Genomic DNA, 952 nt, shown 5'->3' on the forward strand with positions numbered 1-952 from the left:
TTTAAAAATAGCATCCCAGTAGCGCTATGACATTTTTAGAGTGTATCGACTATAACTATCGAATGAATTGAAGACACACCCTAATATGGCGACTCTCTTTTTATCTGAATAAGGCGCGCTTATGTCACGCAAAACCACCAATCTCAATAAACCCAGCGCCGCTACCGACCCTCACGGACTGGCCACAACACGCGCGAGCACTCAGCCTCAGCTGCCGCCATACATTGGATACTTTGCGATCGGTTATGTACTGGCCAGCGCCCTATTTATGCTGATTCAGACCAAACTGGCATTAAATGCACAGCTGGTCACCGTCCTATCCATCATCCTTGCAGCCTATATCGCAGTCAGCAAGTTTGTTAAACATCAGCAGCGCGCTCTTTACAAAGACGAAATCAACCGCTTGATGCTGGGCGGTATCATGGTCGTCTGGCTATTGACGGGGCTGTATTTTTTAGCGTTATGGTTTTTGCTGTTTGACGATATCAGCCGTGAGGTTTTGCTGGCGATGGCCAAGCAGCAGCCACTACCCTTACTCTCTGCGCTAGTGATGATCGTAGTGCTGTCACTGGTCAGCGCGCGCATCAGCATCTGGGCATTTAACCGCCTACTCGATCCTGTGCCCAAAACCCTATAAGACGCTCTAAAACCCTAAACGACCCGACAGGATTCTGTTCACTTAAAACACGATGACATGCTGAGCCTACGCCGATAGATGCTATGCAAAATAAATACCCGTAAAATATGACGGCGTGGCACCTGCTATCCTGCCTGTCAATTTATTTAGGATTGACTATATGAGTGCCTTAAAAAACGCTGACTATACACGGTGCTACAAAGTTTTTTTCTATTGCTGAGCAAAATCCGTTAGGCTAAGGTAAACGCCTACTGTATTAAGCGACTTGCTTTGGTATTTTCAATAGGAGCTAGCTTTATGGACATGATTTTTTTT

Annotated in this window: 1 protein-coding gene; it reads left to right on the top strand. The window is 46.0% G+C overall.

All coding sequences use genetic code 11. The features are described 5' to 3' along the window. Positions 1-121: 121 nt before the first annotated feature. Positions 122-637, top strand: a complete 516-nt coding sequence (locus tag NK638_RS12300; RefSeq protein ID WP_274633235.1) for an ABZJ_00895 family protein — start codon at positions 122-124, stop codon at positions 635-637. Positions 638-952 lie beyond the last annotated feature (315 nt).

Origin of the sequence: Psychrobacter sp. A3 (assembly GCF_028823565.1) — a bacterium.
Classification (GTDB): Bacteria; Pseudomonadota; Gammaproteobacteria; order Pseudomonadales; family Moraxellaceae; genus Psychrobacter; species Psychrobacter celer.